Annotated in this window: 17 protein-coding genes; 11 read left to right on the top strand and 6 right to left on the bottom strand. The window is 74.2% G+C overall.

Annotated features, from left to right (window positions below; genetic code table 11):
* Nucleotides 1-308: 308 nt before the first annotated feature.
* Complete coding sequence (locus tag AB0E88_RS21430) at nt 309-1,142, bottom strand: PP2C family protein-serine/threonine phosphatase (RefSeq protein WP_361632623.1); 834 nt, start codon at nt 1,140-1,142, stop codon at nt 309-311.
* Nucleotides 1,143-1,368: 226 nt separating this feature from the next.
* Here AB0E88_RS21430 and AB0E88_RS21425 point away from each other — a divergent pair, with 226 nt between their 5' ends.
* From AB0E88_RS21425 to AB0E88_RS21405, 5 genes are all read left to right on the top strand, one after another.
* Nucleotides 1,369-1,821 (top strand): hypothetical protein, encoded by a 453-nt coding sequence (locus tag AB0E88_RS21425; RefSeq protein ID WP_361632621.1) that lies wholly within the window; start codon nt 1,369-1,371, stop codon nt 1,819-1,821.
* 136 nt (nt 1,822-1,957) lie between these two features.
* Entirely contained in the window at nt 1,958-3,064 is a 1,107-nt protein-coding gene (locus AB0E88_RS21420) for a substrate-binding domain-containing protein (RefSeq protein WP_361632619.1), read from the top strand.
* A gap of 176 nt (nt 3,065-3,240) precedes the next feature.
* On the top strand, nt 3,241-4,272 hold the full coding sequence (locus tag AB0E88_RS21415; protein WP_361632617.1) for a hydroxyacid dehydrogenase: 1,032 nt from the start codon (nt 3,241-3,243) through the stop codon (nt 4,270-4,272).
* Complete coding sequence (locus tag AB0E88_RS21410) at nt 4,269-6,158, top strand: DUF2264 domain-containing protein (protein ID WP_361632615.1); 1,890 nt, start codon at nt 4,269-4,271, stop codon at nt 6,156-6,158. Before AB0E88_RS21415 ends, AB0E88_RS21410 begins: the two co-directional genes overlap by 4 nt.
* Before the next feature lie 89 nt (nt 6,159-6,247).
* Nucleotides 6,248-7,030 carry a maleylpyruvate isomerase family mycothiol-dependent enzyme gene (locus AB0E88_RS21405; protein WP_361632613.1) on the top strand — a complete coding sequence of 261 codons (783 nt, stop codon included), beginning with the start codon at nt 6,248-6,250 and terminating at the stop codon, nt 7,028-7,030.
* Nucleotides 7,031-7,037: 7 nt separating this feature from the next.
* On the opposite strand, the gene asnB is transcribed toward AB0E88_RS21405, so the two are convergent.
* The gene (asnB, locus tag AB0E88_RS21400) at nt 7,038-8,879 is read right to left on the bottom strand and encodes an asparagine synthase (glutamine-hydrolyzing) (protein ID WP_361632611.1); all 1,842 of its coding nucleotides are present in this window, start codon (nt 8,877-8,879) and stop codon (nt 7,038-7,040) included.
* Between the two features lie 454 nt (nt 8,880-9,333).
* Here asnB and AB0E88_RS21395 point away from each other — a divergent pair, with 454 nt between their 5' ends.
* Nucleotides 9,334-9,690 (top strand): ANTAR domain-containing protein, encoded by a 357-nt coding sequence (locus AB0E88_RS21395; protein WP_361632609.1) that lies wholly within the window; start codon nt 9,334-9,336, stop codon nt 9,688-9,690.
* A gap of 66 nt (nt 9,691-9,756) precedes the next feature.
* On the opposite strand, the gene AB0E88_RS21390 is transcribed toward AB0E88_RS21395, so the two are convergent.
* The 3 genes from AB0E88_RS21390 to AB0E88_RS21380 all read right to left on the bottom strand — a co-directional run bounded on the left by AB0E88_RS21390 (nt 9,757) and on the right by AB0E88_RS21380 (nt 12,844).
* Entirely contained in the window at nt 9,757-9,978 is a 222-nt protein-coding gene (locus tag AB0E88_RS21390) for a hypothetical protein (RefSeq protein ID WP_361632607.1), read from the bottom strand.
* Between the two features lie 50 nt (nt 9,979-10,028).
* Nucleotides 10,029-11,354 carry a lipase family protein gene (locus tag AB0E88_RS21385; RefSeq protein ID WP_361632605.1) on the bottom strand — a complete coding sequence of 442 codons (1,326 nt, stop codon included), beginning with the start codon at nt 11,352-11,354 and terminating at the stop codon, nt 10,029-10,031.
* Between the two features lie 296 nt (nt 11,355-11,650).
* Complete coding sequence (locus tag AB0E88_RS21380) at nt 11,651-12,844, bottom strand: helix-turn-helix transcriptional regulator (protein ID WP_361632603.1); 1,194 nt, start codon at nt 12,842-12,844, stop codon at nt 11,651-11,653.
* Between the two features lie 124 nt (nt 12,845-12,968).
* Between AB0E88_RS21380 and AB0E88_RS21375 the strand changes: the two genes are divergently transcribed.
* From AB0E88_RS21375 to AB0E88_RS21360, 4 genes are read left to right on the top strand one after another with little or no spacing between them, the layout of a single operon-like run.
* A complete protein-coding gene (locus tag AB0E88_RS21375) occupies nt 12,969-13,577 on the top strand; it encodes a toll/interleukin-1 receptor domain-containing protein (RefSeq protein ID WP_361632601.1) in 609 nt (202 codons plus the stop codon).
* 46 nt (nt 13,578-13,623) lie between these two features.
* A complete protein-coding gene (locus AB0E88_RS21370) occupies nt 13,624-15,924 on the top strand; it encodes a PQQ-binding-like beta-propeller repeat protein (protein WP_361632599.1) in 2,301 nt (766 codons plus the stop codon).
* A gap of 16 nt (nt 15,925-15,940) precedes the next feature.
* Nucleotides 15,941-16,372, top strand: a complete 432-nt coding sequence (locus tag AB0E88_RS21365) for a hypothetical protein (protein ID WP_361632597.1) — start codon at nt 15,941-15,943, stop codon at nt 16,370-16,372.
* Nucleotides 16,369-20,265, top strand: coding sequence for a hypothetical protein (locus AB0E88_RS21360; protein WP_361632595.1), 3,897 nt, complete (start codon nt 16,369-16,371; stop codon nt 20,263-20,265). Before AB0E88_RS21365 ends, AB0E88_RS21360 begins: the two co-directional genes overlap by 4 nt.
* Before the next feature lie 52 nt (nt 20,266-20,317).
* Here the strand turns inward: AB0E88_RS21360 and AB0E88_RS21355 are convergent, their stop codons facing one another.
* Complete coding sequence (locus AB0E88_RS21355) at nt 20,318-21,904, bottom strand: hypothetical protein (RefSeq protein WP_361632593.1); 1,587 nt, start codon at nt 21,902-21,904, stop codon at nt 20,318-20,320.
* A gap of 194 nt (nt 21,905-22,098) precedes the next feature.
* Between AB0E88_RS21355 and AB0E88_RS21350 the strand changes: the two genes are divergently transcribed.
* Nucleotides 22,099-22,989, top strand: coding sequence for a hypothetical protein (locus AB0E88_RS21350; protein ID WP_361632591.1), 891 nt, complete (start codon nt 22,099-22,101; stop codon nt 22,987-22,989).
* Nucleotides 22,990-22,993 lie beyond the last annotated feature (4 nt).

Here is a 22,993-nt window from a genome sequence, read left to right as displayed (position 1 = left end):
TCCGATGTCCGCCCGCAGCGTCCGGCACCGGCACAGGGCGCCGTATCGAGTGACGGGCGGCCGGACCGAGGACGGACACCCCCCACCCCGGCCCCGACCCACAACGAACCGTTGGCGCGACACCAGCCCACCACGCACCGCAACGGGCCGCCGCAGGCACAAAAGGGGCGCGGGGAACGGCGCGACCAGCCACAACGAAACCCGCAGCCGAAACGACAACGAACCCGCAGCCGAAACCACAACACACCCTCAGCCGAGACACGACGAGCCGCCGCAGGCAAACCGCCCAGCCGCCCGCCGGGCACAGGTCACGCCCCCCGAGGCACCACCCCGTCGTGCCCCACGACAAGCACCGCCGCGTCGTCCGCGTGACCGACGCGCTCCGCGCCCCTGATCACCGCCGCGGCCAGCGACGTGGCCTCCAGGCCCGCGACCGCGGCTATCCCGGCGAGGCGAACCACCTGGTCGAGACCTTCGTCGACGCCGAGTGCCGGGCCCTCGACCACACCGTCGGTGACGAGGACGAACACCCCGCCGGTGGTCAGGTGGTGCCGGGCGACCGGGTAGGAGACACCGTCCAGGACGCCGAGCGGCGGCCCGCCCTCCCCCTCGGCGATGCCGGAGCGGCCGTCGGCCGTGGCCCAGACGAACGGTATGTGGCCGGCCCGGGCACTCTCCAGCAGCCCGGTGGCCGGGTCCAGCCGGATGAAGGTGCAGGTGGCGAAGAGATCCGTGCCGAGCGAGAGCAGCAGATCGTTCGTCCGGGTGAGCAGTTCGCCCGGGTGGCTGGTGACGGAGGCCAGCGCGCGCAGCGCGACCCGGACCTGCCCCATGAAGGCGGCGGCGTCGATGTTGTGGCCCTGGACGTCACCGATGGACAGGCCGATACGCCCGTCGGGCAGGGTGAACGCGTCGTACCAGTCGCCGCCGACACTCAGTCCCGAGTTGGCCGGCGTGTACTGCACGGCCAGATGGAAGCCGGGCGCGGTGGGCAGGTGCGCCGGGAGCATGCCGCGCTGGAGGGCGATGGCCAGCTCGACCCGCGAGCGCTGCAGTTCCGCGCGCTCGCGTGCCTGGGCGGTCAGGGCACCGAGCCTGGCCAGCAGCTCGTCGCCGTCGTCCGACGGACGCTTGCGGGACATGATCACTCCGGCCGGGACGAAAGCCCCGCTTCGGGGACACATCATCTGTTTTCGCGCTTAGGTGATGATAACGGGGATGTCACCGTCAGGGGTTGGTTGCTCCGGACGAGTGGTGCGTTGCGCGCCGCGGTCGTAGCGTCGGACCAGACGTCGTCGCCCGGCACGACACGGTCGTACCGCTGTGCCGGGCGGGTCGGCGCGGTGCGGACGACAGCGGGAGCGGACCATGCGCACACACACGCTGAGGGCGGCCTTGATTCTCTGTGCCGCCGCTTCACTCGCGGCGGCGACGGGACCGGTGTCCTCGGCCTCCCCGTCGGCCACCGCCGCGCGGCGCGCGCCCGTGCCGGTGCTCGTGGACTGTCTGTTCCATCCGCAGACCCGCCCTGCCGACTTCATCCTGGCCTGCGGTGACGGCAACAGCCGCCTGGCCTCGCTGCACTGGAAGCGGTGGGACTCCCGCGCCGCGGTGGCCGACGGAGTCAACGCGGTCAACGACTGCAAGCCGTACTGCGCGGCCGGCCGCTTCCACTCCTACGCGGTGAAGGTGCGGCTGGACCAGCCGAAGCCGTGGAAGAAGCATCCGCACACACGGCACTACACCCGGATGACACTCACGTACACCGACGGCAGGCCGAGCGGCTTCCAACGGGTCGTGACCTACCCGCTGTGGGACTGATCGCCGCTCCACGGCCCCCGCTGCCGCCACCTCCCGCCGCCTCGAATCAGAACCCGTTCTGCGCGCCCCTCCTGCGATCGATCGTTACCATGAGCCCAAACGCTCAAACGAACATCCGCGGGGCGGGGAGGCACACGTGCGGGAGCCGGTCGATCTCAGGCGTCAGCGCATCCTCGCGGCCGTGCAGGCCCGCGGCTCCGCCCGGGTGCGCGACCTCGCGGCGGAGCTCCAGGTGTCGGTGGTGACGGTGCGCCGGGACGTGGAGGAACTGACCCGCGAGGGCAGGCTGCGGCGCGGGCACGGTGTCGTGCGTTCGGCGCTCGCGGCGCAGGAGGAGCCCGCCGGGGGCGCCGCCGAGGGGGACGCGGTCGCCGTGGTCGTACCCGAGAGGCATGCGTACCTCTCCGAGACGCTGCACGGCGCCCGCACGGTCCTGGAGGAGGCCGGGCTGCGCATCGCGCTGCACATCGCGCCGCAGGTGGCGGGCGCCGAGCGGCCGCTGGTGGAGCGGGCCCTCGCGGACGGCGCGCGCGGGCTGCTGCTGGCGCCGCGCTGGCGCAGCAAGGCCGTGGAGGAGGCGGACCACGGGTGGCTGGCCGCGCTGGAGGTGCCGGCCGTGCTGATGGAACGGCGGCCCCGTCCCGGCAGCGCGCTGGAGGCGATGGACTCCGTCTGCTCCGACCATGTCCATGGCGCGCGGCTCGCCGTCGAGCACTTGGCGGGGCTGGGCCACCGGCGTCTGGTGTTCGCCACCCGCGACGACAGCCCGACCGCGCGCTCGCTGCGGGCCGCCTTCCGGGAGATCGCCGAGGCGCATCCGCTGATCGAGGAGTGGGCGTGGCTGCTCAGCGCTCCGGAGGCGGGCCAGGACGGGCCGTACACCGGGGAGGAGACCGCGGACCTGGCCGCGACGCTGCGCAAGACGGGGGCGACGGGTGCCGTCCTGCACGGCGACGTGGACGCGCTGATGCTGGTCCAGCGGCTCGCGGGCGACGGGGTGCGGGTGCCGGAGGACTGCTCGGTCGTGGCGTACGACGACGTGGTCGCCGCCCTCGGCAGCACCCCGCTGACGGCGGTGGCCCCGCCGAAGGCGGAGGTCGGCCGGGTGGCCGCCGAGCTGCTGCTGCGCCGCCTGGGCCGCACCGGCGGGCCGGCGGCCGGCGCGGTGCAGCGCGTCGAGTTGCTGCCCTCGCTGATGGTGCGCGGCTCGACCCGGGCTCGGACCGACCGGCCCGCCCATTGAGCGTTTGAACGTTTTGTTTTCTTCTGATCGATCCATTGACCGTTTGCGGTCGGCCGCCCCAGGATGACGGTGTCCCCCATAGCCGTGTCCCGCACGCCTTCGTCCTCCTCCAGCGTTTCCGGCGCAGCGGTCCGAACGCCGGCGCCGTCCAGTGAGCCGCGCACGACAGGAGATCCATGACCGTGTCATCGCCGGGTCCCGGCTTCCGCCCGCGCGCCGTCCTCGCCATGTCCCGGGCCGCCGCCGCGGCCGTCCTGGATCCCGACGCGCTGGCCGCGCTCGGCCGGGTCTGCGACCTCGCGCCCCCGCCCGTGCTGGACGACCTGACCACCGAGCGGGCCCGGGCCCTGCTCGCCGACGCCGAGGTGCTGGTCACCGGCTGGGGCTGCCCGCCCCTCGACGCGGATGTCCTCGAGGCGGCACCCCGGCTGCGGGCCGTGGTGCACACCGCGGGCAGCGTGCGCGGGCATGTCACCGACGCCTGCTGGGAGCGTGGCATCGAGGTGTCCTCCGCGGCCGCCGCCAACGCGCTGCCGGTGGCCGAGTACACGCTGTCGATGATCCTGCTCACCGGCAAGCGCGCCCTGGAGCGGGCCCGCGAGTACCGCGCGGTGCGCCACCGTATGGACGCCCTGGCGACGCCCCGCTCGGTCGGCAACCACCACCGCACGGTCGGTATCCTCTCGGCGTCGCTCATCGGCCGCCGGGTCGTGGAACTGCTGCGCCCGCACGACGTCGAGGTGCTGCTGCACGACCCGTGCGTCACGCCCGCCGACGCGCGCGAACTCGGCGTGCGGCGCGTGGAGTTGGCCGAGCTGTTCCGGCGAGCGGACACCGTCAGCGTGCACACGCCGCTGCTGCCCACGACGCGGGGCCTGGTCAGCCGTACGCTGATCGACTCGATGCGGCCCGACGCGGTGCTGATCAACACCGCCCGGGGCGCGGTGATCGACCAGGACGCGCTCACCGACGCCGTGCTGGCCGGCCGTATCCGCGCCGTCCTCGACGTCACCGAGCCCGAAGTGCTGCCGCCGGACCATCCGTTGTGGGACTGCGAGAACGCGCTGATCACCCCGCACCTCGCCGGTTCCCAGGGCAACGAGTGGCGCCGCCTGGCCGATGTGGCCGTCGCCGAGACGGCCCGCTGGGCCTCCGGGGCCGGCTTCCTCCATCCCGTACGACGCGAAAGGCTGGCCTTCCTCGCATGAGCATCCCCTTCGAACTGCCGCCGGAGGACCGGGCGTCCAGTCCGCACACCGGCTACACGCGCGCCCACTGGGAAGCGGTGGCGGACGGGCTCCTCGCCGCGGCGTGGCGGTGGCGCACGCCGGGCGGCGCGCTGCTGGACCTGCCCGGCCGCCCGTCCCGTTCCGGGGTGCGGTCCGACGGTCTGGAGGGGTACGCCCGCACCTTCCTCGCCGCCGCCTTCCGGGTCGCCGGCGCCGGCGGTGACGACCCGCACGGCTGGCTGGAGCGGTACGCCGAGGGGCTCACCGCCGGTACCCGCGGCGCCGGGCGGGACGACACCGAGTCGTGGCCGCTGATCCTCGACCACGATGTGCAGGGCCAGCCGATGGTGGAGTCCGCCTCGGTCGCCCTCGGCCTCAGGCTGACGGCGCCCTGGCTGTGGAAGCACCTGGACGCCGGGGTGCAGGACCGTGCGGAGGAGTGGCTGCGCGGTGCGCTGCGGCACGTGCCCGCGCCGAACAACTGGTACCTGTTCCCTTACACCGTCGCCGGGTTCCTGGAGTCGGTGGGCCGGGGGGACGCGGAGACGGCTGCGGCGCGGCGGCGGGCGCTGGAGCTGATGGAGGGCTGGTACCGGGGCGACGGCTGGTACGCCGACGGCGACGGCCGGGCCTTCGACCACTACAACGGCTGGGCGCTGCACCTGTATCCGGTGCTGGACGCCCATCTGTCCGGCGACCGCGAGCTGCTGGAACGCCGCGGCGCCCGGCTGCGCGAGCACCTGCACGGCTACGCCCTGATGTTCGGCGCCGACGGGGCGCCGCTGCACTTCGGCCGCTCGCTGACGTACCGCTTCGCGGCGTCGGCGGCCGTCTCGCTGGGCGCGCTGACCGGGTACACCCCGCTCGCGCCCGGCGTCTCACGGCGGCTGGCGAGCGGCAGCCTCAGGTACTTCCTCGAGCGCGGGGCGCTGAGCGAGGACGGGCTGCTGACGCCGGGCTGGCACGGGCCGCACGAGGCGAGCCTGCAGCCGTACTCCGGTCCCGCCTCGCCGTACTGGGCCTCCAAGGCGTTCGTCGCGCTGCTCGCTCCGGCCGAGCACGCGCTGTGGACCGCGCGGGAGGAGCCCGCACCGGTCGAGGAGGCCGACCGCGTGCTGGCGCTGCCCGCGCCGGGGCTGCTGGTACAGGCGACGCGCGCCGACGGGATCGTACGGCTGCACAACCACGGCAGCGACCATGTGCGTCCGCACGAGGGTGAGACGGCGGCCGAGGCCGATCCGCACTACGGGCGCCAGGCGTACTCGACACGGACCGGGCCGACCGCCCCGGACAACGTGGCCGACAACCATCTGTCGGTGCAGGTCGGCGGCCATGGCAGCGTGCGGCGCCGGCTGCGTCCGCTCGGCGCGGGGCACGGCGACGGCTGGGGCTGGGCGGCGTCCTGGCACCGTCCGGTGTTCGCGGGCGGAGCACCGATGGTGCCCGGGCTGCGGGTGGAGAGTGTGACGGTGGCCAAGGGAGCGTACGAGCTGCGGGTGCACCGGGTGCTCGGCGCGCCGGCCGGGGCGGGCGTCACCCAGACGGGATGGGCCACCGGCCCGGAGGAGGACCTCTTCTCGGCACTCCACCCGCTGTACGGCTTCGACGGCGCGGCCGGGACCGTCCGCGCCCCGCAGGGCACGGCGTACACGCGCTGGGCCGAGGTGCCGCGGCTCAGCGGTGCGGCGGGCGGCACGTCCCTGCACGCCTGCCTGGCGGCGCTCGGCACGGGGGACGGCACCGGCCTGGCGGAGGCGGTGACGGCCGTGACGGTGACGGAGCGGCGGGTGGAGGTGATCTGGGCGGACGACGCGCGCACCCTGATCGCCTTCGACCCGGTGGCGGTGACGCACGAGGCGCCATGACCGGACCCGACGCCGCGGGAGCCGTTCCACGGGGTGCCTCGTCGTCGCGAGCCCGGGGTGATCGGCGAGACACCCTCTAGGGTGAGCGGATGACGCACTGGAGCCTCGACCGCTACTGCTCCGCGATCCTCGACCAGACCGACCGGCTGCGCACGCTCCTGGAGGGCGCCGACGTCACCGCCCGCGTGCCCACCTGCCCCGCCTGGAACCTGGGCCAGTTGGTGCGGCACGTGAGCGGGGCGCACCGGTGGGTGGAGACGGTCGTGCGCAGCCGGGCCACCGAGGAGGTGCCGCACGACCTGGTCGACGACGTCTTCCACTACGACGACCGCGACCCCGCGGTCCTCGGCGGCCGGCTCGCCGACGGGGCGCGGGAGCTTGTGGAGGCGTTCACCGAGGCAGGTGAGGAGGTGCGCGTGTGGACCGCGATGCCCGGCCGGCCGGTGTCCTTCTGGGCGCGGCACGCGCTGTTCGAAACCGTGGTGCACCGCGCCGACGCGGCATGGACCGTCGGCGCGCGGTACGCCCTTGACCCGGCCGTCGCACGGCACGGCCTCGACGTGTGGATGGACTTCGGACTGCTGCCCGAGGTGTACGGGGGCGGCGACGGCGCCGGGCCGCTGCTGGGCGAGGGGCGCAGCCTGTGCTTCACGCCGGGTGAGCAGCCCGGGCCGGGCTGGTTCGTCGACCTCGGACCGGACGGCCCGCGCTGGGAGCACGCCGACAGGCCGGCGGCGGTGACCGTGCGCGGGCCGCTCGCCGACCTGCTGCTGCTCATGTACGGCCGGCCCGTCCACGACCGCCTCGGGATCCGGGGCGATCGTCCGCTGCTGGACCTGTGGCTGCGACGGACCGGCTTCTGGCTCAACTGACCGGCTGTCAGCCCAGCACGATCTCGGGGTTGTACATGTCCAGCCACATCGCCAGGTCGAGGGTGCGCTCCAGGCCGCGCCGCTCGGCCTGGGTGCTCACCGGCTCGGCACGCTCGGCCATCCGGCGCACCCGGTCGCGGTCGACGAGGTCGAACACGCGGTGCGAGGGGCGGCTGAGCAGGTCCCTGGCCTGCTCCTGGAGGGCGGCCGCGTACTTCGGGTCCTGGGTGGACGGATACGGGCTCTTGACCCGGTCGTAGACGGACTTGGGCAGCAGGTCGGCGGTGGCCTCCCGAAGCAGGCTCTTCTCCCTGCCGTCGAAGGACTTCAGCGCCCACGGCGTGTTGTAGACGTACTCGACGAGCCGGTGGTCGCAGAACGGCACGCGCACCTCCAGGCCGACGGCCATGCTGGTGCGGTCCTTGCGGTCGAGGAGCACGCGGACGAACCGGGTGAGGTGCATATGGCAGATCTGCCGCATCCGGTACTCGAAGTCGCTCTCGCCGGTGAGGCGTTCAATGCCGGCGACGGCCGTGCGGTAGCCGTCGGCGACGTATCCGTCCAGGTCGAGGGAGCGCAGCAGGTCGGGGCGCAGCACCCCGGTGTCCTCGCCGAAGTGGCGGCCCATGCTTGCCAGCCAGGGGAAGGTGTCGGCGCGGCGTGCCTCTTCGTCGAAGAACTGCAGATAGCCGCCGAAGACCTCGTCGGCCGACTCGCCGGACAGGGCGACGGTGGAGTGCTCGCGGATCGAGCGGAACAGCAGGTAGAGGGAGGCGTCCATGTCGCCGAGGCCCGCGGGCAGGTCGCGGGCGCGGATCACCCTGGCCCGCACCTCGGGGTCGGCGAGGGCCTGCGCGTCGAGCACGATGTCCTGGTGCTCGGTGTGCGCGGTGCGGGCCACGTCGTGGACGAAGGGGGTGTCGGGGGTGCCGCGCAGCTCGTCGGCGACGAAGTTCTCGCTCTGGCCGGCGAAGTCGACGGCGAAGCTGCGCACCCTCTCGCCGTGGGCGGCGAGTTGCCGTGCGGCGAGCGCGGTCATGGCCGAGGAGTCGAGGCCGCCGGAGAGCAGGGTGCAGCGGGGCACGTCGGCGACGAGCTGGCGGCGCACGATGTCCTCGAGCAGGGTGCGCACGGTCGCGATGGTGGTGTCACGGTCGTCGGTGTGCGGCCGCGTCTCGAGGCGCCAGTAGGCGCGGGTGCGCAGGCCGGTGCGGTCGACGGTGACGACGGTGCCCGGCTCGACCTCGCGCATGCCGTCCCAGACGGCGTGCCCGGGTGTCTTGATCGCGGTGAAGAGCTCGCGCAGCCCGTCCAGGCGCACCCGGGCGGGGGCGAGCGGGTTGGCGAGGACGGCCTTGGGTTCGGAGCCGAACAGGACGCCGTCGGAGGTTCGGTGGTAGTAGAAGGGCTTGATGCCCATGCGGTCACGGACCATCACGAGCTTGTCGTGGCGGGCGTCCCACACGGCGAAGGCGTACATGCCGTTGAGCCGTTCGGGGAGGGCCTCGCCCCACTCCAGGTAGCCGCGCAGGACGACCTCGGTGTCGGAGTCGGTGGTGAACCGGTGGCCACGGGCGGTGAGTTCGCCGCGCAGCTCGGTGTAGTTGTAGGCCTCGCCCGAGTAGACGAGCGCGACGGTGCCCTCGGGTGTGCCGGCGGTCATCGGCTGGCGCCCGCCGGGCAGGTCGATGATCGCGAGCCTGCGGTGGCCCAGCGCGGCCGGGCCCTGGGCCCAGGTGCCGGCGTCGTCGGGGCCGCGGCAGGCCATCGTCTCGGTCATCGCCTCCACGGAGGTGCGCTCGGCGCCGAGGTCACGGTCGAAGGAGACCCAGCCGGTGATGCCGCACATGTCCTTGCCTCCTGCTTCCGGTCCGCCGTGGCACCGCGCCGGCGTCCGCTACCAGCCCGGTTGCCCCGGTGAACCAGTTGTATGAACCATCTACCTTCCGACCGTGCGTCACCGACCGGGCGCGGGTCAACGGGGCCCTCCCCCGCACCGCCCCGGCGACCTCGGGTTTTCAGCCGCGCTTTACGTCCGCGAAAGCCTGCGGAGGCTCAGTCTCGGCGCTCGGTCGTCAGGAATCAGCCACGGGCAAAGAGTTGTGAAAACATCCCCGCCTCCGCCGCTTTCGGGTGCCGCTGTTGCCGAGTGCGGCCGCGGATGTGACGGTGGAGGAGGCCCGACCGCCTTGGGGGGTGCGGCGTTCGGAGTTCTTGGACGCCGACGCGCTTACCCCGTGCCCTTGCGGGCAGGCGCCCTGCACTGGGCCACGCACACCCTTCCCGATGACCGCGGAGGCCATGTGGACGTCCACACCGAGCGGCTCCCCGGTGCGCTCCGGGAGCCGGAGAACGCAGCCGGGCACAGCCGGCCGGAGAACACGGCCGAACGCATCCGTGAGCTGACGGAGACGGTCGAGCAGCTGAAGCAGGCCGTGACCTCGCACGCCGTGATCGACCAGGCGATCGGTGTCGTCGTCGCGGTCGGCCGGGTGCCCCCGGCCGAGGCGTGGGACGCGCTGCGCGAGACGTCGATGTGCACCAACGTCAAGCTGCGCCGGCTGGCCGAACTGGTCGTCGCCTGGGGCCGCACGGGCGCCCTGCCCACGGCGGTGCGCCAGCAGCTGACGGCACGGCTGGACCGGCGCGGGCGCGCCTGAGCGTTCCGCTTCCGCGCCCGCTCCCGCGGAAGCGGAAGAGGTCGCGGAACGCGTGCCGGGCAGGGCTCACGAGCGGTCGGTGCCCCAGTCGTCGGGGCCCACCCCGCGCCAGTCGATCAGCGGGGAGTCGGCCAGTTCGTCCGCTTCGATCTCCAGGCCCGCCCGGCGCAGGAACTCCACGACATCCGCCCGGCTGTGCGCGAGACCCAGGATCTCGCCGTCGACCCGCACCCGCCGTCCCCCCGTCGGGGACGGCGGGTGCACGATCACGGGACGCTGCGCGGACATGGGTCAAGGATCACCCGCCCGGGGCCGCCGCGCATCCCCTCCGGCATGCTTCAGCGCTGCCCCGGCAGACTCGCGCAGGTGTTCCCGGCGGGCCGTCCGGAGAGCCGGTCCGTCAGCCAGGACACCGCGTCGCCCTGGTCGGCCAGCAGCGGCCCGAAGTGGTTGATCAGCGGGCTGACCAGGTTCGGCAGGTTCACCGGCCGGTAGGTCACGTCGGCTCCCAGGGCGCACCAGTCGACGGCGAGCCGGCGCGCCTGGGCGTGCGGCACGAGGTTGTCGTTGACACCGGTCGCCACCCGCACCGGACCGGCCGGCTTCAGCTTGCCGATCCGCTGGGTGTCGAGGAACGCCTGCAGCCGGGGCGTGGCGGCGATGATGTCGCCGAGCGAGGAGCCGTCGGTGGTCCAGCGGCTGCTGTGCCGGTAGCCGTAGCGGAGGATGGCGTCGCCGACGCACATGGTGGACAGATCGGCGAGGGCCGCCCGGCCGGCGGCGTTGAGGTGCGCGTCGGCGAGGGGCTTCAGGGACGGGTCGGACTGCAGGAAACCGTTGAGGGACCAGCCGAGCGCGCCGGTCAGCTCCGTACCGTCGATCCCCCGGGTGACCTCGGTCAGGTCGGCGGGCGGCGCTCCGGCGTAGGTTCCGGCGAGGTGCACGTCGGGGGCGTACGACGGCTGCAGTTCGGCGGCCGCGGCGCTGGCCCCGCCGCCCTGGCTGTAGCCGAACAGCCCGACGCGGGAGGCGGCGGTGACCGAGCCCCCGCGCACCGAGCGGGCGGCGCGGGCGGCGTCCAGGACGGCGTGGGCCTCGTCCACCCGGTTGACGTAGGTGTGCAGCCGGTCGGTGGTGCCGAGGCCCGCGTAGTCGGTCACGACCACGGCGGTGCCGGAGGCCAGCAGGCGGTAGACGGACACGTCCTCGTAGCCGACGGAGACCGTGCGGCCGTTGAACCGCAGGGGGTGCTCCAGACCGAGGGAGGCGGCGCACTGGTCGCCCTGGCCCATCGTGCCGGGCGCGACCACGACGAGCGGGCGGGGCCCCTCGCCCTTCCAGGCGGCCGTGGGCTCGATGTAGGCGCCGGTGACGGCCATGGGTCGTCCGTCGGCGTCGGTCGACTTGTACATCAGCCGCGTCGCCGTCCCGGGCAGCGGTCCGTGCAGGCTCGGCAGGCTCAGGGCCAGCGGGAGCGGTTCGCTGCGCACGAGGGTCCCGTCGGCGTGGGGCAGGGCCGCGGGCGGCGTGTAGAAGGCCGGGATGGTGACGCCCCGGGAGACGACCGGGTCCGACGCATGGGCGGCCGTGACCCCGAGGGCCTGGGCGCCGAGGCAGGCGGCGGTGGTGACCGCCACGGCCAGGAGCCGTCTGGATGCGGGCATGGGGAACCTCCTGTGAAGCGGCCGGCAGGAAGCCTCCGGTGTGCCGGGCGCCGCGCGCCGCCCGGACCCCCGCAGGCGACGGCGCACGGGCGTCCGTCGCCCCACGAACCGCCCCCGCGCCGCTGGTGGTGGGTTGCCCGGACGCTATCCGGCCGGGGGTTACCGCCGGTACTGGCAAGTAGGTTACGGTTCGGTAATGTGACGCAGCGTCTCATGAGGGCTGCGCAGAGCCAGTTCCCTCGAGACCATGCCTGTCCGTGCTGCCGCCGATCGTGACTGTCAGCCGATCGTGGCTGTCAGCCGAGCGCGACGGCGGCCGACGCGTCGATGAGGGCGAGCTGACCCGGGCCGGCCCTGCGGGTCCGGGCCTGTTCCACGAAACGGCCCAGCTCCGCGCGGACGGTGGCGGAGTTGATGCGCTCGATCACGGGCAGCGTGGCGTCGACGATCTGACAGGCGTCGTCGAGGCGGCCGGCACCGGCCAGGGCCGTCGCCTGGCGAACCGCGAAGCGGGCCCGGGAGTTGCTGTCCGCCGGGACGGCCGGCCGGCGCCTGTGCTCGGCGGCGAAGAGGTCGGCGGCCAGTTCGAAGCGGCACAGGCTGAGCATGCACGACGCCTCGATGAGCCGGGGGTTGCCGTTCTCGATGCGCGGTCCCCAGTGCGGGGTCCGGTCGCCGACGGCCTCGGCGGCATGGCTCTCGAACCGCTGAAGTGCCTCCCGGCAGGCCACCGCGTCGCCCCGGCGCGCATGCCCCTGGGCCGCGCGTCGCGCGGCGTGCGCGCGGATCACCGCGTTGGCCGCCGGATGTCGGGCCGCCTGGTCGGCGAACGCGATCGCCGCACGGGTGTCACCGCGGTGCTGAGCGATGAACGCCTTGCGGACCAGGGCGTACGCGGCCACCGTTTCGTCCCCGCCGTGCGCGCCCCAGCGGACGGCGAGACCCGTCCAGCGCAACGCCTCCGCGGGATTTCCCGCCTCCTGGGCCATCCACCCCGTGTATTCGGCGAACCTCGACGCCAGCAGCCAGATCTCGGCACGCCGCTCGCCCACGGCCTGCGGACCGGCCTCCGTCAGGATCCGCGTGATCGACTTCATCGAGGCGGTGACCAGCCTCGGTCCGGTGGATCTGCCGATGTCCTTCAGCTCCCGCAGGATCCGCTCGTACCCGGCCACCACGGGCCCGGCCTCGACGACGCTCCCGGCCCCGGCGCCGCGGCGGCCGGCCCCCGCCAGCTCGACGAGTTCCCCGCCGGCGCCGAAGGCCGCGTCGCACGCCGCCGCCACCGCGGGCGTCGGGTTGCGCAACCCGCTCTCCAGATTGCAGATCTGCCCTTCGGAGACGCTGGCACGCCGGGCCAACTCGCGCACGCTCCACCCCCGACGGGCCCGGAGCGCGGCCAGGACGACACCGAAGTCGCCCGGCGGCAGGCGCGTACCGGCCGATCTCCCTGCCGGGACCGTTGCTGCCGCGCTGTCCGCCGGTTCCATACCGGCCAGCGTACGGAGCCCCGCGGGCGCTATTCAATCCCCGGTGAAAAGCCCCCGGGCGTGTACTGCGCCCCTAGGGTGAGCACGATGCCTGACGTCAACTCCTGCCGGAGAGGGGTCACTTGTGCCGCGCGTCTTCCTCAGCTTTCGCAAACCGGACTCCCGTTGGATGCGGGACCGCGTCTACCGCGCGCTGTCCGACCGCTTGGGTGCCGACGCCATCTTCAAGTCGGGCCGGTCGATACCGCCCGGGGCTGATTTCGCCGAGATCCTGCGGCGTCAGGCCGCCGAGTGCGAGCTCATGTGCGTCCTGATCGGGCCGGGCTGGCTCGACGCGAGAGGCGAGGACGGGGGGCGGCTCCTGGACCGGGCCCACGACTGGGTCCGCGTGGAGATCGCGACCGCTCTGCGGGCGGGGAATCGCGTCGTCCCGGTCCTTCTCGGGGACGCGACGATGCTGCCCGACGCCTCGGCGCTGCCGGCCGAGATCGCGGAGCTGGCGCGCCTGCAGTTCCTCCGCGTTCCGGAGACCCATCTGCCGGACGGGCTGCAGCACCTGGGCGACGCGGTGACCGGCCTGCTCTCCGGTACTGGTACCGGCCCCACCGCCGAACCCGGGAACGCCCCGGCGCCGGCCGCCGCTCCGGAACCGACCGTGACCATGACGGCCCATGTGTCCGGCGGTGGCAGCGCCTACCAGGCGGCCCGTGACCAGACGATCAGACTGGCGTGAGGGGCGGACGATGGAACATCCCGGAGCAGACGGTGCCCACCGGACCGTGGGCGGGGCTCATCGGATCGGTCCCTATGCGCTGCTCGGACGGCGGGGCACGGTCGGCGGGGGCGAGGTCTTCGCGGCCCGCACCGACGACGGGCTCCTGGTCACGGTCACGCTCGTGGCGCCCCAACTCGCCGCGGACCCGGGGTTCCGGGACCGGTTCCGGGCCGCCGTCGACGCGGTACGGACGCTGTCCGGTGCCTTCCTCGCACCGGTGGTGGACGCCGACGCCGACGCGCCGGTTCCCTGGCTGGCGACCGGGTTCACCGCCGGACTGCCGCTCCGGCAGGCGGTGGACCGGCACGGCCCGCTGTCCGAACCGGCTCTGCGGGTGCTCGCCGACGGCCTCGCCCGGGCACTGGCCACCCTCCACGCGGCCGGGACGGTCCACGGCGACGTGAGCCCGGACTCGGTGCTGCTGACCATGGACGGGCCGCGCATCGCCGCCCTGGGGATCGCGGGAGCCACCGGCAGTCCGGCGCCCTCACCGACGGACGACATGTTCGGCCTCGGGGCGACCGTGCTGTTCGCGGCTTCCGGAGGCGAACCGGACCCGGACGCCCTGCCCGTGTCACTGCGCGAGGTGATCGGCGGCTGCCTGTACCCGGACCCGCCGGACCGTCCCACCGCGGAGCAACTCGTCGAGTATCTGAGGCGTCAGGACCTGCCGGCCCTGACGGGCTGCTGGCTGCCGCCGGCGGTGACCGCCGACATGGCCGCCGCGACCGCGTCGGTGGGAGCGGTGTCCGCCGGCGGCGGGGGCGCGGGCCTGTTACCGCCTCCCTCGGTGTCCGCCGGGGGTGTCGGCGGACACCTGTCACCCCCTCCCTCGGTGTCCGCCGGGAGCGGCGGCAGGCACCTGTTGCCTCCACCGCCGGTGACCGCCGCCGGCACAGGCGTGAGCCGGCGGAAACTGATCATCGGTCTGGCCGGCGGCGCGGCCGTGCTCGGCGGAGCCGCGGCGGCACTCGCCTACTCCGGGGACTCGTCGCCGGCAGCCGACGGCCTGCCCGGCGAGCCCGGATCCGCCAGGCGGCCCGCCTCCGCGCCTGCCGGGCGCCCCACGCCGTCCCCCTCCACGTCGCCGTCCTCGACGGACGGCCCGGAATCGATCGTGCTGGCCGGACCCGACGCCGCCAAGGCATGGTCGGGCGCCGGGAAGCACGCCCCCACCTGCCTGGAGGCGTCCGACAAGGTGGTCATGGTGGTCACGAACACCGCCACGTCCTTCCTGGACGCCGCGACCGGAAAGACCGTGTTCTCCCCGCTGAACACGACCAACAGCTTCGGCACGAGCAGCGACAAATACCTGACGGCGTACGCGGACGGAGTGTTCTACCTGCTCTGCGACACACCGAGCGAGTCAGGCCTGCTGGCGGCGTTCGACGCCGCAACCGGAAAGGTGAAGTGGGCGACCAAGATGGCCGACGCCGACCCCGGCGGCGGCGCGCGTGCGGCGATGTACCTCAGTCACTATGTGGCTGTCGCGGGGAACACGGTATATGTGTGCGGGCAGTTGCTGGACCTGTCCGGGTCGTTCTCGGCCGAGGCTCCCAGCAACGGCTACATCCGAGCGTTCGACGCCGCGACCGGCAAAGGGCTGTGGCGGGTCAAGGGCACGGACATCAACAACGTGCTGGTGCCGCCCTCCGGTTCCCACCTGCTGGCCACCTCGGCCGTCGCGGGCGACAAGCCCGGCCGGGTCCAGATGATCGACGCGGGCCGGAAAGGCGCCCGCGGCTGGAAGGTGTCCGTCCCGCACGCCGCGTACTACTTCACCCCCGGCTGGCCGCTGACGTGCTACGCCGCCGGGCTGTTCCTGTTCGCCGGCGGCAACGGCGACACGCTGTTCGCCGTCGACGCGGCCAAGGGCAGCGAGAAATGGCATCAGCGCTTCGACGCGAAGAGCGGCGACCAGGTCCAGATCGGCGCCCCCTTCGCCGCCCCGGACGGCGCGACCGTCTACGTACCGGTCGGCGCCGACCTGGTCGCCCTGGCTGTGGCCGACGGCACGCCCCGGTGGGTCGCGACGCTCGACGGGGCCAACGACCTCGGCGGTTCCAACATGTTCAACGCCTCCCTGAGGATCTCCGGCAAGAGCGCGCAGTGTTCGGCCGACACCGTCTTCGCCACCGACGCCGCCAAGACGCTGTGGGCCATCGACGCGGCCACCGGCAGGGCCCGGTGGAGGTACAGCGACCCCGGGCAGCCCGACGTGGGATTCCGGTGGACGGTGGGCGGCGACCGCGTGTTCATCGCCTCCCACCTGACGCTGACCGCGATCGAGGCCCACGGGCGGTAAGGGAGAAGGAGAGGACATGGAGACGAGCGTGGAACTCGCCGGTCTGGCATCGGCGGCCGCGGCGTGCCTGATCGATCTGCTGGCGACGGACGGCTGGGCCGCGGTCAAGTCCTCGGTGCTGTCGCTGTGGCGGTCCGCGCACCCGGAGCGTGTCGAGGGGGAATTGACCGATGCGCGGGGCGAGTTGCTGCGGGCACGGGAGGCGGGCGGCGCCCAGGAGCTCGAGGGGCTGCTGGTCGCCGAGTGGCAGGCCCGCCTCATCCGGCTGATGGCGACGCGGCCGGACGCCGTCGACGAGCTGCGCGCACTGTTCGGAGGGGAACCGCTCGCTGCCGGGACCCCGGAACAGCGGATCACCGGCTCGATGACGCAGCAGGCACATGTCTTCGGCGGTGACGCGTTCCAGGCCGGCCGGGACATGACCGTCACCCGGGGCGGACAGGCGTGACGGAACGCGGCACCGGCGCCCCGCCCCCCGACGGGCCGCCCCTGTGGCAGCCGAAAGGGCTGGAGGCGAGCGCGACCGGCGGGGGCAGCGTCTTCCAGGCCGGCCGCGACATCCACGTCCGCGTCGGCGACGAGGGACGAAGAACCCTGTCCGGCCCCGGCGCCGGCCACGTGCTGTGCCCGTACCCGGGCCTGGCTCCGTTCGGCGCGCAGCACAAGCAGTGGTACTACGGCCGTGAGCGCATGGTTCACCTCGTGTGCGAGCGGATGGACGCCCGGATGCACGAGGGCGGCCCGCTGGTGCTGATCGGCCCCTCGGGAGCAGGGAAGTCCTCCCTGCTCGCGGCCGGGGTACTGCCGGCCCTGGACGAGGGCCGGCTTCCGGTGGCGGGCTCGAGCACCTGGCCGCGGCTGCTGCTGACCCCGACGGCCTCCCCGGCCCTGGCGCTGGCGGCCGCCGCCGGGCTCGACGCCCAGACCGCCCGGCGTACCGCACCGGCGTGGCGGGCCGACCCGGCGGGGTGCCTTGCCGAGCTGCGCGAGATCACCGGAGCCGGCGACCCGGCGCCCGCCGGGGAGTCGCCCGCCGCGGGCCTGGTCGTCGTGGTCGACCAGTTCGAGGAGGTCTTCACGGCCTGCGGCGACGAGAGCGAACGCAAGTGGTTTATCGACCTGCTCGACCGGCTGGCCCGGCCCACGGGCGGTGCGATCGTGGTGCTGGGCGTGCGCGCGGACTTCTACGCCGCGTGCACGGCACACCCACAGCTCCGGGCGGCGCTGCAGGCCGGACCGGTCCTGCTGGAGCCGATGACCCAGGACGAACTCAAGGACGTGATCCGCCGCCCGGCCGGCCATGTGGGGCTCGACGTCGAAGACGGCCTGGTCGAGCTGCTGCTGGCGGACCTGGGCGCGGTCGGGGGGCCGGCCGGTGCGAGCACCACCGGCCGGCTGCCGCTGCTCGCCCACGCCCTGCGGGCCACCTGGCAGCAGCGCCACGGCCACACGCTCACCGTGGACGGATACCGCGTCACCGGCGGCATCCAGGGCGCCATCGCCACCACGGCCAACAGGCTCTACGACGCCCTGCCGCCGTCGTCCCGGGAGGCCGCGCGGTGGGTTTTCCTGCGGCTGGTCATCGTGGGACGCGACGCCGACGACAGCCGCCGGCGCGTCCCGTACGACGAGCTGCTGCGTCACGCGCCGGACCGGGAGGCGGCCGTCAGGGTCCTGGACGACTTCACCCGCGGCCGGCTGCTGACCCGCGACCAGGACACGGTGGTGATGACCCATGAGGTGCTCATCCGCGCCTGGCCCCGGCTGCGGGACTGGATCGAGCACGACCGCAACGGCAACCTCGTACGGCAGGATCTGGAAGAGGCGGCCGCGCTCTGGGAGCGGGCCGGCCGGGAGGCAGCCGCGCTGTACCGCGGCAACCGCCTGGAGGCCGCCCTCGCCTGGGCCGAGACGCACGGGCCGGAACTCAGCGGCGCCGCCGGGGCGTTCCTGGCGGCCGCCCGCCACCACCGACGGCGCGGGCAGCGGCTGCGGCGTGCCGCCGTCGCCACCATCACCGTCCTGGCCGTGGTCGCCTCGCTGGCCGCGGTGTTCGCCTTCCGGCAGGAGTCCCACGCCCGGGCCGCCGCCGCCCGGGCGCTGCGAGCCCGCGACCAGGCCGTCAACGCCGCCGTCACCTCCGAGGCCGTGCAGCTGGCGTCGACCGACCCTTCACTGTCGGCCCAACTCGCGCTGACCGCCTATCGCATGGACCCGACCCCCGAGGCGGCGTCCCGGCTCCTCTCGACCGAGAACACACCGCTGGACACCCGGCTCCCCGGCCCGCGCGGCGCGGTGTACACCGTGGCCTACAGCCCCGACGGGCACATGCTGGCGGCCGGGAACGTCCACCAGAACCTCGTCCGGCTGTGGGACGTCTCCGATCCCGGTCGTCCGGTGGTGCTGGGCCGGCCTGTGCCCGAGGACCCTTCCGTCAATTCGGTCCTCTCGCTCGCGTTCAGCCCGGACGGCCGGGTGCTGGCCGTCGGCGGCCACACCAGCCACAACGGCGACGCCGGTTCCGGCGGATTCGTCGACCTGTGGAGCCTGACCAGCCCCAGCCACCCGGTCCTGCTCGGCCGGCCGAAGGCTCCCGCCATTCAAGACTGGGACGCGGCGTCCGCCATCGAATCGCTGGCGTTCAGTCCCGACGGCCGTACGCTGGCCGCCGGCTGGCACGCCGGACTCGTCAGCCTGTGGGACGTCACCCGCCCGGACGACGTCAGACCCGCCGGGGCGCCCCTGGACCTCGACTGCCCCGACGTCTTCTCCGGTCGCATCGCGTTCAGCCCCACGGGGCGCACCCTGGCGGCCGCGTGCGACGACGACGCCGGCGCCGTCAGCCTGTGGAACATGTCCGACCCGGCCCATCCCGCCCGCGGCCGTTCGCTGAAGGCGGGTCAACACGTCAACGCCCTGGTGTTCAGTCCCGACAGCCGCACCCTGGCCACCGGATGCAAGGACGGCACGGTCCACCTGTGGCAGGTGGCCGATCCCGGCCGGCCCGCCCCCCAGGGCAAGCCGCTGACGGGGCCCGCCCAGGCCGTCATGTCGGTGGCGTACAGCCCGGACGGTCATACCCTGGCGGCCGGCAGCGCCGACCACGCCGTCCATCTGTGGAACGTCACCCACCCCGGGGCCGTCGTCCCTCTGGGACGGCCGCTGACCGGCCCCGGCGACGCGGTGACCGAGGTGGTGTTCAGCCCGGACAGCCGCACCCTCGGCGCGGGGAACACCGACGGCAACGTCGATCTGTGGAACCTGCCGCCGACCCGGATCATCGGCGCCGGCGGCACGGTCGCCTCCGTGGCGTTCAGCCCCGACGGGCGGACCCTGGCCGCAGGAAACCAGAACGGCACCGTGTCCCTGTGGAACACCGCCGACCCCAACCACCCCGCGCCCCGCGGTGTTCCGCTCACCGGTCGCAGGGAACCGGTCGAGGCCGTGGCGTTCAGCCCGGACGGCCGCACCCTGGCCGCAGGCGACAAGGGGGGCACCGTCACGCTGTGGAACACCTCCGACCCCGGTCACCCCGTTCGTCTCCGTGAGCCCCTCACCGGGGCGGGCGGCCCGGTCTTCGCCCTGGCGTTCAGCCCGGACGGCCACACCCTGGCCGCGGCCGGCGACGCACTGTGGCGTGGCAGCATCGCGCTGTGGGACGTCAGCGACCCCGCGCACCCCGCCGGCCGGCCCGGCATCTCCAACGACCACACGACCTCCGTCCGGTCCCTGGCGTTCAGCCGCGACGGCACGATGCTGGCGGCCGGCGCCGGCAGCAACGGCAACGGCGAGGTCGGTCTGTGGAGCACGACGGACGCCGGCGTCCGCGTCGGAGGGAAGATCGACCAGCCGACCACCACCAGCACCTGGGTGGCGTTCAGCCCGGACGGCCGCACTCTCGCCACCGGGAACAGCCGTGGCACCGTCACCCTGTGGAATGCCACCGACCCCAACCACCTGACGCGCAGGGGCAGTCCCCTGACCGTGCCGGGCGGCAGCCTGTGGTCGGTGGCGTTCAGCCCGGACGGGCGCACCCTCGCAGCGGCCGGCCACACCGACAACGGCACCATCAACCTGTGGAACGTCACCGATCCCGACCACCCCGCCCCCATCGGCGTGCCGCTGACCGTGGAGACCGGATTCGTCGCCGTGCTGGCGTTCAGCCCGGACGGTCACACCCTGGCCGCCACCACCGACGACGGCGTGGCGACGCTGTGGGACCTGAAGGTCGAGTCCGCCGTCAGCCGTATCTGCGCAGCGAGTTCCGGCGCCCTGAGCCGGCAGCAGTGGAGCCGCTACGTTCGCCCACTGCCGTACGACCCGCCCTGTGCGACCGCCTAGGAGGGGCCGGGTCCGCACCGGCGGCGGAGCCGGCCCCGCTCCCGGCCGGGTGTCAGGACGTGGTGCCGGTGCCCAGGCCCTGCGTCGTGTACGCGCACTCCGTGTAGATGTAGTCGGAGGACAGCTTGGCCGTGTCCGAGCCCGCGGTGCTGGTCCCGCCGACCGGCTTGTGGACGAACCAGGTGGTGCCGGGCGGCAGGTGGAGGGTGCGCTGCGGATAGTCCCTGCCGCTGTCGTCGCACGGTTTGAACGCCGGGTTGAGGGTGCTGCTCCAGGAGTACGCGGTGCAGCTGCCGCAGCCCTTGAGGGTGAAGGAGCCGGTGACCGGGCCGGTGTACAGCACCCGGATGTCGTCGGGGCTGTCGTTCTTGACGGTCACGGAGACGCTGCCGCCGCCGGCGGTGGTGGGCAGGTGCTTGCCGGCCGCGGGCAGGGTCTGGGCGACCTCCGCGGCGATGGCGATCTTCTCGGCGAGGGCACGGTTGCGGTCGCCGCGGTGCCCGGCGGCGAAGTCCTCCATGGTCTTCTGCGCCGCAGCGAAGTCACCGTCCTTGTACTGGTCGACGCCGCAGGGGTAGGCGCCCGCGTCCGCACCGGTGGAGGCGCGCCCGGCGTCCTTGGCCAGCGCCTCGCGGGCGCCCGCGCCCCGGTCGGACAGACCGGTGATCCGGGTGCCGAGAGCGCGCAACCGCTCGACGGCCGCGCACGGGTCGGTGCCGCGCACGTCCTGCTCGGCCCGGCCCACGGCGCCTCGCACCGCCGGTTCCACCCGGGCGGCCTGCGGTGAGCCGGGGAAGGCGCTCAGCAGATCCCCGAACCGGTCCGCCCAGGTGGCGTCGCCGCCCGCGAGCGCCGTCGCCCCGCACTCGTACAGCGAGGTGGCCAGCCGGTCGTCGGGCCAGGCGGCCAGCGTGCCGACACTCTTGGCGGACATCGTCCGCGGCACCGTGCGCAGGTAGGTCAGAGGGGCGATCGCCCCGCAGTAGTCCTCGCGGTCGTACGGGGCTCCGATCGTCGCATAGTAGGTGCGCAGCCGTTCGGGCACCGTGTGGGCGGCGCGGGAGCCGGGGTGGTTGGCGTCGAGGTCGTCGTAGGCGGTGAGGGCCTGGCGGTAGGCGGGCTCGGCGACGGTGAAGGACTGCGTGCCGCCGGTCCGCACGAGCCGGTCGGCCTCCGCCAGCCGGTCGAGCAGCATCCGCTCCACGGCCTCGTCGCGGGCACGGTCGTACAGCACCACTCCCCCCGCGGGTACGGCGAGCAGGACCAGGCCGAGCAGCAGGGCGACGGGTGCACGGGGCGGCCGGGTGAGCGGGGTGCGCAGCCCGGCGAGGGCGCCGTGGACGGCGGCGGCGGCCAGGGAGGCGGCGTACAGGACGACGGCGGCGCCCGGCACACCGTCCGCGTCGGCGGGCAGCGCCACCAGGAGCAGCGCGGCGGTCGCCACCCAGCAGGCGGCCATGGGGAGCCATCGGCGCAGCAGCGCGTAGCCGAGCCCGAGCCCGCTGAGGTTGAGCAGGGCCACGGCGGCGGCCCGCAGACCGTCCGCGGGCACGGGCGGCGGGGCGGGCGGCCTCGGAGGCATGGGCGGTGGTGGCGGCACGGCCTGCGGCCCGCTCGGGCCGTACGGATACCCGGACATGGCGGCTCCCCCCGTCAACTACGCCCGCTTGTGGGCGCTTTGGGAGTGTACGGCCCGCGCCGCCCGGCCGACAGAGCGCCGACGGCGCCCACGGTGAGGGCGCTTGTTATGACGGCTGTCATGGCGGATGCTGCTGGCAGCGAGGAAGTCCGGCCCGGTGCCGGGCGACGGGAGCCGAGGAACGGGAGGCCGGCATGAGCGACGGACTGGCGCGGGTGCTGTGGGAGCGGTACGAACCGGTGCACGACCTGCTCTACTTCGCTCCCGAGGCCCGCGAGGCCACCGACGGCCTCGGTCTGCGCGGCTTCTGGATGGGCTACTTCGCGCTGCGGGCCGCCCCCCTCGGTCCCGTGGCGGCCCCGGTCGTGACCAGCAGTTTCTACGTCTTCCACGCCGACCGGGTGGCACGGGCGCTGCCGGACGCGTGGCGGTACGCCGCTCCCGGGGCCGTGCTCGCGGCGCGGGAGCAGGCCATGGACGCCGCGATGACCCGGGTGCTGGGCGCGGACACCGTGGCCTCGCCCGAGGTGGCCGAGGCGGCGGAGCTGGCCTGGGCCGCGGCGGCGGGCGCGGACACGGCCGGCCGGGTGCTCGGCGCCGCGAACCAGGCCCTGCCCGCCCCCCGGCTGCCGCACGTACGGCTGTGGCAGGCGCTGACCACGCTCCGCGAACACCGCGGTGACGGCCATGTCGCCGCGCTGGTCACCAGCGGGCTGGGCCCCGTCGCGGCGATGGTCCTCAAAGCGGCGGCCGGCGAGTCGGACGCCGCGCTGCTGCGGGAGGGCCGCAAGTGGGACCTCGCGACCTGGCGGGCCGCGGAGGAGGAACTGCGCGTGCGCGGCCTGCTGGACCCGGCGGGCGCCCTCACCGCCGAGGGCACGGCGCTGCGCGAGGCGGTGGAGGCCCGCACCGACGCGGCCGCCCACCAGCCGTGGCAGGCCCTCGGCGAGGACGCGGCGCTGCGCCTGGCGGCCCTGCTGGAACCCCTGGCCCGGCGGGTCGTCGGCAGCCGCCTGATCCCGGCCGGCAACCCGGTGGGACTGACCGGGCGGCTGTGGCGATCGGGCGGCGACGGCCCCGAGTGACCCC

The organism is Streptomyces sp. NPDC028635, assembly GCF_040637635.1.
GTDB lineage: Bacteria > Actinomycetota > Actinomycetes > Streptomycetales > Streptomycetaceae > Streptomyces.
This window is presented reverse-complemented; position numbering and strand designations above follow the sequence as displayed.

What these genes read in the sequence shown, in the direction of transcription:
- AB0E88_RS21430 (WP_361632623.1), bottom strand. Translation starts at nt 1,142, where the DNA reads ATGTCCCGCAAGCGTCCGTCGGACGACGGCGACGAGCTGCTGGCCAGG.
- AB0E88_RS21425 (WP_361632621.1), top strand. Translation starts at nt 1,369, where the DNA reads ATGCGCACACACACGCTGAGGGCGGCCTTGATTCTCTGTGCCGCCGCT.
- AB0E88_RS21415 (WP_361632617.1), top strand. Translation starts at nt 3,241, where the DNA reads ATGACCGTGTCATCGCCGGGTCCCGGCTTCCGCCCGCGCGCCGTCCTC.
- AB0E88_RS21410 (WP_361632615.1), top strand. Translation starts at nt 4,269, where the DNA reads ATGAGCATCCCCTTCGAACTGCCGCCGGAGGACCGGGCGTCCAGTCCG.
- AB0E88_RS21405 (WP_361632613.1), top strand. Translation starts at nt 6,248, where the DNA reads ATGACGCACTGGAGCCTCGACCGCTACTGCTCCGCGATCCTCGACCAG.
- asnB (WP_361632611.1), bottom strand. Translation starts at nt 8,879, where the DNA reads ATGTGCGGCATCACCGGCTGGGTCTCCTTCGACCGTGACCTCGGCGCC.
- AB0E88_RS21390 (WP_361632607.1), bottom strand. Translation starts at nt 9,978, where the DNA reads ATGTCCGCGCAGCGTCCCGTGATCGTGCACCCGCCGTCCCCGACGGGG.
- AB0E88_RS21385 (WP_361632605.1), bottom strand. Translation starts at nt 11,354, where the DNA reads ATGCCCGCATCCAGACGGCTCCTGGCCGTGGCGGTCACCACCGCCGCC.
- AB0E88_RS21380 (WP_361632603.1), bottom strand. Translation starts at nt 12,844, where the DNA reads ATGGAACCGGCGGACAGCGCGGCAGCAACGGTCCCGGCAGGGAGATCG.
- AB0E88_RS21365 (WP_361632597.1), top strand. Translation starts at nt 15,941, where the DNA reads ATGGAGACGAGCGTGGAACTCGCCGGTCTGGCATCGGCGGCCGCGGCG.
- AB0E88_RS21355 (WP_361632593.1), bottom strand. Translation starts at nt 21,904, where the DNA reads ATGTCCGGGTATCCGTACGGCCCGAGCGGGCCGCAGGCCGTGCCGCCA.
- AB0E88_RS21350 (WP_361632591.1), top strand. Translation starts at nt 22,099, where the DNA reads ATGAGCGACGGACTGGCGCGGGTGCTGTGGGAGCGGTACGAACCGGTG.